Origin of the sequence: Chloroflexus sp., from assembly GCF_034435895.1 — a bacterium.
Taxonomy (GTDB): Bacteria; Chloroflexota; Chloroflexia; order Chloroflexales; family Chloroflexaceae; genus Chloroflexus.
The window spans coordinates 1-8,479 of the sequence record NZ_DAOTWH010000189.1; the positions used below are offsets into that span (position 1 = coordinate 1).

General features: G+C 60.8%; 9 protein-coding genes. 2 read left to right on the plus strand and 7 right to left on the minus strand.

The genetic code is table 11. The features are described 5' to 3' along the window. From U9R81_RS11195 to U9R81_RS11205, 3 genes are all read right to left on the minus strand, one after another. A partial coding sequence (locus U9R81_RS11195; RefSeq protein ID WP_322495538.1) for a response regulator occupies window positions 1–372 on the minus strand: 372 nt, incomplete at its 3' end. A 104-nt stretch (window positions 373–476) separates the two neighbouring features. Further along, entirely contained in the window at window positions 477–1,610 is a 1,134-nt protein-coding gene (locus U9R81_RS11200; protein WP_322495539.1) for a hypothetical protein, read from the minus strand. Window positions 1,611–1,817: 207 nt separating this feature from the next. Beyond that, window positions 1,818–2,948 carry a L,D-transpeptidase gene (locus U9R81_RS11205; RefSeq protein ID WP_322495540.1) on the minus strand — a complete coding sequence of 377 codons (1,131 nt, stop codon included), beginning with the start codon at window positions 2,946–2,948 and terminating at the stop codon, window positions 1,818–1,820. 155 nt (window positions 2,949–3,103) lie between these two features. On the opposite strand from U9R81_RS11205, the gene U9R81_RS11210 reads away from it, so the two are divergent. Then, a complete protein-coding gene (locus U9R81_RS11210; RefSeq protein ID WP_322495541.1) occupies window positions 3,104–4,003 on the plus strand; it encodes an NADH:flavin oxidoreductase in 900 nt (299 codons plus the stop codon). Here the strand turns inward: U9R81_RS11210 and U9R81_RS11215 are convergent. The 4 genes from U9R81_RS11215 to U9R81_RS11230 form a co-directional block, all read right to left on the minus strand. Further along, a complete protein-coding gene (locus tag U9R81_RS11215) occupies window positions 3,990–5,159 on the minus strand; it encodes a sodium ion-translocating decarboxylase subunit beta (protein ID WP_066783287.1) in 1,170 nt (389 codons plus the stop codon). The two genes, U9R81_RS11210 and U9R81_RS11215, sit on opposite strands and share 14 nt — an antisense overlap. Next, window positions 5,159–5,566: a biotin/lipoyl-containing protein gene (locus U9R81_RS11220; RefSeq protein ID WP_322495542.1), complete on the minus strand. Its 408-nt coding sequence runs from the start codon at window positions 5,564–5,566 to the stop codon at window positions 5,159–5,161. The genes U9R81_RS11215 and U9R81_RS11220 overlap by 1 nt, the downstream gene beginning before the upstream one ends. A 91-nt stretch (window positions 5,567–5,657) precedes the next feature. Next, a complete protein-coding gene (locus tag U9R81_RS11225) occupies window positions 5,658–6,014 on the minus strand; it encodes an OadG family protein (protein WP_322495543.1) in 357 nt (118 codons plus the stop codon). A 20-nt stretch (window positions 6,015–6,034) separates the two neighbouring features. After that, window positions 6,035–7,618: an acyl-CoA carboxylase subunit beta gene (locus U9R81_RS11230; RefSeq protein WP_322495544.1), complete on the minus strand. Its 1,584-nt coding sequence runs from the start codon at window positions 7,616–7,618 to the stop codon at window positions 6,035–6,037. A gap of 132 nt (window positions 7,619–7,750) precedes the next feature. On the opposite strand from U9R81_RS11230, the gene U9R81_RS11235 reads away from it, so the two are divergent. Further along, window positions 7,751–8,356, plus strand: coding sequence for a hypothetical protein (locus U9R81_RS11235; protein WP_322495545.1), 606 nt, complete (start codon window positions 7,751–7,753; stop codon window positions 8,354–8,356). The last annotated feature ends 123 nt before the right edge of the window (window positions 8,357–8,479 follow it).

An 8,479-nucleotide genomic window follows, 5' to 3' on the forward strand; every position in this document is an offset into this window, starting at 1 on the left:
CGGCGCAGCGCGCGGCGTATCGAGTGCGCTGCTCACGGCTGCCCGCACCGCATCCAGACTCACCTCGCCGCTCAGCACCGTGCTCACGCCGGCGGCCTTGGCTCGCTCGCGGTCAGCGTTGCTCAGGCCAGCGCTCCACAAGACGACCCTAGTATGTGGGTCAAAATTCGGCACAATCTCGGCGAGATCAAGACCGCTCATCTCGTCGAGTTCGAGCTCGCTGAGCACCAGATCGGGCGGCTCGGTGCTAATGGCCCAGAGCGCATCGTTGGCTGAGTCGAAGATTTGCACTGTTGCATCGCCGGCCATCGCTGCGGGCAAACTGCGCAAGATAGGATTAGCGCGGGCGACCACGACAATACGATAGGTCATTGAATTCTCTCGCGATATTGCTCAACGTGTAACCGTCTACTATTGCCCATAAGTATACCCGAAATAGCTACGACTTGAAGTAAACATTTCAGGTAGGAACGTAGTCAGGCTATCACTTCAACACAACTGCGCGGCAGCCAAATTGCTTCGCCGCTGTTCAGCAGCACTTCGGCAGCCGCAGTGCGCACTCCCGAAGGCAAGCGTTGGGGCAAGGCCGGCAAACTGCGCACGGAGCCGGTTTGGCCGAGATGATCGTGATCAAGCAAACGCACGAGCGCGCCGATGCGTAGCGGCGGGCGCGGCGGTTCCAGCGATGTTGTACTGCTGCGCGAGAGCGGGATGATCACCCGCGGGCGGCGATGGGGTTGGCGCAGGCTGGTGTTGCTCTCGATAAAGACTTCGCGGCGGTCGTTATCGGCAAGCAATTCAAACAGCGGCGTTGACATAGGCGCATTGCCGATGCCTTCCGTGAGCACGATGGTCAGCGGTGCGGCAATGTTGCCTGACCATTGCCAATTGCGAACGCCGATGGGCCATGGCACACGCTTGGCCCACTGAAAGAACGCGCGCAGTTCGCGTTCGGTGATGCTGCCGATGATAACCCCGCGCACCTGATGCTCAACCGCTTTTCTGAGCGCAGCCGCGCTGATCCCGCTGCCGCCGATGATGACGGCAAACATGCTCTGGGCATCGATCATTTGTTCAGTGATCGGTTCGCCCGGATCGAGTGTGAGCAAGCGAGTGACGCCGTTGCAATCGCTGCCAAATCCGCCGGCGCCGTACAGTTGCGCAGCCGGTGTTTCGATCACAATCCGCCGGTTGTCGATAACCTCCATCACAATGCCGCGAATGCCGGCGGTGAGTGTTATCTGGCGCGGTTCAGGCTCAATAAACGCATAGCCCGTGGCCGGATCCACTGCGCGTAACGTGCCGTTGACCGGGCTTAGCACACGGCGACCAAACAGACCGCCGCGCCGGGCCAGTACGGCGCCGGCATTGATCGGTTGGCCGATCGGTGCTACGACTGCTCGCATCGCTTGTGCCGGCGGCAGGGTGAGGGCGCGCGCCAGATTGATAATGTGCGGCGCGCTGGCGCTTACCCCGCGCGCAATAACATCATCAGGCTCGACGCGCCCGCCTTGCCTGACCAATATCTCGCCGGGTTGCGGCAGGGTGCGTTCGACGCGGGCCAGCGTGCTCTTGATGAGGGGAGGAACGCCATCGGGTACGTACAGCATAGTGGATGTGCCTGTGCGTGACGGTATTTATTGCGCCATTATAACACGTAACAGCTCGCGACCGTTGGTTTGCGGTGAGCTGTGTCTCATTGCGATGCGGATGTGTCAGCAAGGATCGGCGGGCGGAATCTTGTCATCGCAACGAGCGTCGCGATGAGGGTCGCACTGCGCTGCCAAAGCAGACATGCGAGGATTGACTTCCATTGCTCAATAAATCTGTACCGGTACGCCGAGATCGGCCCATTCATACAACCATTGGGCGTCATCAATCCGCAAATTGATGCAACCATGCGACATGCGCACCCCCGTGCCGTGGGCATTGTGCCAATAGGTGCCGTGCAGCGCGACGCCGCCAACCACGTACTGCACCCATGGAATGTTTGGTACGTACCAGCACTCGCCGCCGAGGCAACCGGTCATTGTCTGTTCGGGCAAGCGATAATAGATCGCGAAAGCGCCGCGGGGCGTGTTAAATCCGTCGCGTCCGGTTGCGACTGGGGCCGTAAAAACGAGCAACTGGTCTTCGTAGGCGAAGAGTTGCTGGCGGGCCAGATCGACTTCGATCCGGCGCGACCACAGCTCCGGACTCCAGTCAACGGCGCCGGGCAGGCGCGCAACGGGGGCGGTATTGATGCCGAGCAGGCTGGCCAATTGGCGGCCTATGTCGTCGATCTCGACTTCGTGCAGCGTATCGAGATCAAAGCCATAAATACCCTGTTGCTGGCGGAGAAAGGGCGAGAGGGCATCGGGCCGGTAGCGCAAGCGGGCGCGTTCGAAATATTGGATGACGCTGCCATCGCTGGTGTGTTCGGCGCTGATGGGGAAGCCAAAGATCGGCAAACCGCCGCGCCGTTCCCAAAATTCAAGGAATTCGCCGCTCAGGGTGTACCCAGTTTCAGGAAAGAACGCGCCAGCCGCACCGGCGGCTGCCGGCGGCGAAGCGATCGATTGGCGGGCAAGCCATTCTTTCCCGATCAGACCAAGCTGGACTTGCAGCGGCGTGCCGGCATATTCGGGATGGTACTCAAAGCGAGCGCGCTCGAAATATTGCACAATCCGGCCCTCGATCACCAATTCTTCGCTGATCGGCATGCCAAAGGTGTGCAGTTGGCCGTTGGCGCGCCAGAAATCGAGGAAGCCAACCCGATTGGAGAGGTGATGGCCGGTGGCTGGGAAGTAGACGGTACGCACGATCGGCAACCGGTCGAGCTGGGCAATAGGGCGAGCCGCCGCCGTCGTGTTCCAATAGAGCCACATGCCGAATAACAAGAGCCCGCTGCCCAGCAGCAAGAGTGCAAAACGCAGGCGAACGTATGGCAAATGAGCAATGGGCGACATACGGGTCTCAAGCACTAAGCGGCGACATGGTGCATAGGCGAATAATACCTTACATTATAGCAAACGCCGTCAAGATTCCGCTTTGCGCAGCGTCTTGCGGAAGAGTGAACTCTCTGGCTATACTACGGTAAGTAAGGTTGCAATACGAGCGAGGTATGGCAGATCTCTTTACACCGCTACAAGTGGCTGGCCGGCGACTGGCAAATCGAATTGTGATGGCGCCGGTGCCGAGTGGGCTAGCCGGGCGCGATGGGTTCTGCCATGCTGCGCTCGTGAGTTATTACGAGCGGCGAGCTCGGGCCGGGGTTGGTCTGATCGTCACCGAACCATTGTTGATCTGCGAACCGGGTGAGCCGGCAGCGCATCTCGGCATTTGGCACGATGGCTTCTTGCCCGGTTTGCGCCGGCTTTCGGCGGCGGCGCATGCCTTTGGCAGCCGGATCGCCTTTTTACTGGAAGCGCCGGCGGTTGTCGTGCCGGCAGCGAGTTTGATAGAGTTGTTCCTTCAAGCGGCGTGGCGCGCGCTCGCCGCCGGCGCTGATGGCGTCTTCCTCTCGATTGCCGATGATGGCGCACTGGCGCAACTAGTTTCACCGCGCTTTACGGCCAGCAATGGTAGTGCTGTCGGCGATCGGATCCACCCGGTGCTCGCCATTATCGAGCAGATTCGCCAGCGCTTTGGCCGGCGGCTATGGGTTGGGCTGCGCATGCCGGCGGCTGAACTGATCCCCAGCGGGTTGAGCCAGCAAGACGCGCGCCTGATTGCGCGGCGGGCAGTGGCTGCCGGTGCGCAGATACTCGATGTGACGGTCACTCGTTACACCCCCGATGTGGCCCGGTTTCCGGGGTGGACGATCCCGTTGATCACCGGCATTCGCCGCATTGCCAGTGAAGCGGTGGTGATCGGTTCCGGCCAGCTCAGCGATCCGCTGCTGGCTGATGCGGTCATTCAAGATGGGAGCATCGATCTGGTGATGCTCTGCACTGCGTTGCGGGTAATGCCGGAATGGCCCCAGATGGCGCGCCGGATCCTCTTCCCGGTCAGCGTAGAATGACCAACAGTACGCCAGCAGCAACGGCAGAGCCAATCACGCCGGCCACATTGGGGCACATCGCCTGCCAAATCAAGAAGTTCTGCTTATCTTCCGCTTGCGCGACTCCATGAGCGACGCGGGCCGACATCGGCACCGCTGACACGCCGGCGGCCCCGATCAGCGGATTGATCTTATTTTTCGTGAAGAGGTTGTAGAATTTAGCAAAGAGCACCCCGCCAGCGGTGGAAATGGCGAAGGCGCAGGCACCAAGAGCGAAGATCGCAACCGAGCGCGGGGTGAGAAAGTTGCTGGCTTGGGTGCTGGCGCCAACCGTCAAACCGAGCATAATCGTCACGCTGTCGATCAGGGCGCTGCGCGCGGTTTTGGCCAGCCGCTCGGTAACACCGCTCTCTTTGAGCAGATTGCCGAAGAAGAGCATGCCGAGCAGCGGGAGGGTGTCAGGCACAATCAGCACGCAAACGATTAATCCGATAATCGGAAAGAGGATCCGTTGCGCGCGGCTGACTTCAGCGGGGGGCGGCATCCGGATCAGGCGTTCTTCACGGGTAGTCAGCAAGCGCATAATTGGCGGCTGGATCACCGGCACTAGCGCCATGTATGAATAGGCCGACACCGCGATCGCGCCAAGCAGATCGGGCGCAAGCCGGGTGGCGATAAAGATGGCCGTCGGGCCATCGGCCCCGCCGATAATTCCGATCGCTGCCGCCGCGCGCAATAACCGCAGCGGATCATCGGCGCTGGCGAGATCGAGGAACGGCAACCGCGAACCGAGGAACACCGCCATCATCAGGGTGAAAAAGATGCCGATTTGGGCGGCGGCGCCGAGCAAGATCAAGCGCGGTTGGGCAATTAAGGCAGAAAAGTCGGTCATCGCGCCGATGCCGAGAAAGATCAGGGGCGGGAAGACGCCGGCAATGACGCCAAAGTAGATATAGTTGAGCACGCTGCCCTGATCGTAGACGCCTTGCCCCATCCCCGGCTCGAACGGCATGTTGCCGAGGATGATGCCAAACCCAATCGGCACCAGCAGCAACGGCTCGAAGCCGCGGGCAATCGCAAGGTACACGAACACACAGCCGACCACAATCATCAGCAGATTGCCCCATGACAGATGGGCCAACCCGCTCGCTTCAAAGAAGCCGATCAGCCATTCCATCAGGCAAACTCCAGTAATGGTTGGCCTTGCCGCACCGAATCGCCGACCTTGACATTGATCGAGCGAATTGTACCGGCGACCGGGGAACTGACGTTCGAGTTCATCTTCATCGCTTCGATCACGACTAGCGGATCATTCTCCTTCACGTGATCGCCGATGTTCACCTTAATCTCGGCCACGATGCCGGCAATTGGCGAGGTCAATATTCCCGGCCCGCTGGGAGGGGTGTTTGGGGGCGGGGCGGCGGGGGAGGCGGCTGGCGCTGAGCTCGGCGGTGTAGCTGCTCTAGCCGGAGGCAACGCATTGATGCTGGTTGGCGCGGTGAGGGTCGCCTCATCATCGTCGGCCAAAACCTCAACTTCGACTTCGTAGCTGATACCGTTGACGGTAATGCGCAAGCGTTTCATAGCGTTTCCGGTTGGTTGATGATTCTGAGGGCGCTGCGCCGCAGCGTCCCTGCCGGCTAGGGGGGGCGGCGAGCCGTTACGCGGTGACAGGTTACCGGCGCAGTTGGCGCGAAGCCATCACGCTCACCCGGCCCAAGCGCGTCCACATCGCTGACGGTTGGCGGTAGTAGCGCACTCGCAACACCCGCATCGGTTGCTGCAACGTCGCCACAGCGGCGGCTGTCAGCACGGCAATCAGTTGGGGATCGAGCTGATCGGCGGTCGGTGGCGGCTGTGAGGGGGCGGCTGGTGTTACCGGCGCAACTGGTTTAGGCCGGAAGAAGCGCTGGCTGGCGTTGAGCGCGCTCAGGGCGATGGCGACGATTGTCAGCACGATGAAGACGATCGTGACGCCGGTGATCGTGATTTGCAAACCAATCAGCAACGGATCGGCAGTCGGGTCAATCATGCGCCCTCCCTTTCATTCACTCATAGCGGCACCAACCCGTGCTTCTTCTGCGGGCGGAACTCGCGCTTGGTGCGCAGCGAGGCCAGTGCGAGGCTAAGGTAGCGCCGGGTTTCGCTCGGCGCAATGATGCTATCGATCAGGTTGCGGGAGGCGCCAACATAGGGTGACGCGAATTCAGCTCGATAGAGGCGCAAAAACTCGGCGCGGGCGGCGGCTGGGTCTTCGGCCTGCTTAATCTGATCGCGGAAGATAATATTGACCGCGCCTTCCGGCCCCATCACCGCGATCTCACTACTCGGCCATGCCGCCACACGGTCAGCACCGAGGTCTTTGCCGCACATAGCCAGATAGGCGCCGCCGTAGGCTTTGCGCAGAATCACCGTAATCTTGGGGGAAGTGGTAGCTGAATAGGCGAACAGCATCTTTGCACCGTGGCGGATGATCCCGCCGCGCTCTTGGGCGACGCCGGGCAAGAAGCCGGGCACGTCAACGAAGGTGATGATGGGAATGTTAAAGGCGTTGCAGAAGCGGACAAAGCGCGCGATCTTATCAGAGGCGTCAATATCAAGCACGCCGGCCATGACCATCGGCTGGTTGGCGACAATCCCGACCGTGTTGCCGTCAATACGGGCGAAACCGATCACAGCATTATCGGCGAAGCCGCGCTGAATTTCGAGAAAATCGCCGTCGTCAACCAGCCGCTTAATGATCGGAATGACATCGTACGGTTCACGTGGGTCATCGGGGATGATACTATCGAGCACGGGATCGGTGAACCAACGCAATTCGCCATCGCCACCTTCAGGCGGGTCTTCGAGGTTATTCGCGGGCAGGAAGCTGAGCAACCGCTTGCAAATCTCGATCGCCTCGTGATCGTTCTCGGCGATAAAGTGGGCGACGCCGCTGCGCACCTGCGCTTCCGGCCCGCCTAACTCTTCCCCGGTCACATGCTCGCCGGTCACTTGTTTGAGCACTTCCGGGCCGGTGATAAACATCTCGCTGCCGCGCACCATAATGATAAAATCCATCAGCGCCGGCGAATAGGCAGCACCGCCGGCGCAGGGGCCGGCGATAATGGCAATTTGCGGCACAACGCCAGAAAGCAGCACATTCCGGTAAAAGATGCGCCCATAGCCGCTCAGCGCGTCAATGCCCTCTTGGATGCGCGCGCCGCCGCTATCGTTGATGGTGATGAATGGCGAACCGCACTTGAGGGCGAGATCCATTGTTTGGCAAATCTTATCGGCGTGCATCTCGCCGACCGAGCCGCCGGCAACGGTAAAATCTTGCGCCGCCACAAACACTTGCCGGCCATCAACGCTGCCGCAGCCGGTAATGACTCCCTCGCCGGGCATCTCTTTATCGGCCATACCGAAGGCGGTGCAGCGATGGCGGGCAAAGAGGTAGAGTTCCTGAAAGGTATCGTGATCGATCAACAGGTGTAATCGTTCGCGGGCGGTCAATTTGCCGGCTTGATGCTGGCGAGCGATCCGGTCGGGGCCGCCGCCCTGTTCAAGCCGGTGGCGCTGCTGGCGGAGCGCCTCGATTCGGGTGCGGAGAGTTAATGGCGCGGCAGCGGATGACTCTATATTGCGCTGAGTCATGGTCGTTCCTCCCTATGAACGAATGGCCACGCTCACTCGCATGTTAGTATAGCACGTGCAATAGTTGCGCGCAGTAAAATAGGGTCATTCTTTTGCAACCGTGCATTGTCGTTTAGTTTACGAAGTAAACGCATGACAACCATCCTTGCCCAATCGGCTCGTCTGTGGCTGGACATCCTTTGGCTGGCGCTAGCGGTGTGGCTGGCGAAAGGCACGTGGTTTTCCGCTTCAGCGGTGGCGCCGGCATTGACCGCCGAGTGGAGGTTAGACGATACGGTGCGGGCGTGGTTGACGATGTCGGTGCAACTGGGCTTTGCCGTGGGCGCGTTTGGCTCAGCGGCGCTGGGGTTAGCCGACCGTTGGCCCACCCACTGGTTCTTTGCCGGAGCGGCGACTCTCGCGGCTCTCTGCACGGTATTGATCGCGTTGTTTGCCGAGGGGCCGGGGTTGGCGTTGCCGTTGCGGTTTCCGACCGGCATGGCGCTGGCGGGGGTGGGTGTATCCGGTCGGAATGAAGATTATGGCAACGTGGACGCAGCGCGGGCGCGGCTTAGTGATTGGGGTGTTGGTTGGCGCGCTAACGTTCGGTTCTGCCTCGCCGCACTTGCTCAATGTGCTGGGCGGGATTGGCGATTAGCGACGCACGCTATTGCTGGCTGCCGGGTTGGCGGCACTGGGGGGTGTGATGGTGGCGGCGGTGCGAGAAGGGCCGCTGCGGGCGGCTGCGCCGCGCTTTAGCTGGGCGCAGGTGGTTGACGTGGCGCGCGAGCGGCCAGTGTTGTTAGCTAATCTTGGTTATCTCGGCCATATGTGGGAATTGTACGCGGCGTGGGCATGGCTGCCGCTCTTTCTGTTGGCCAG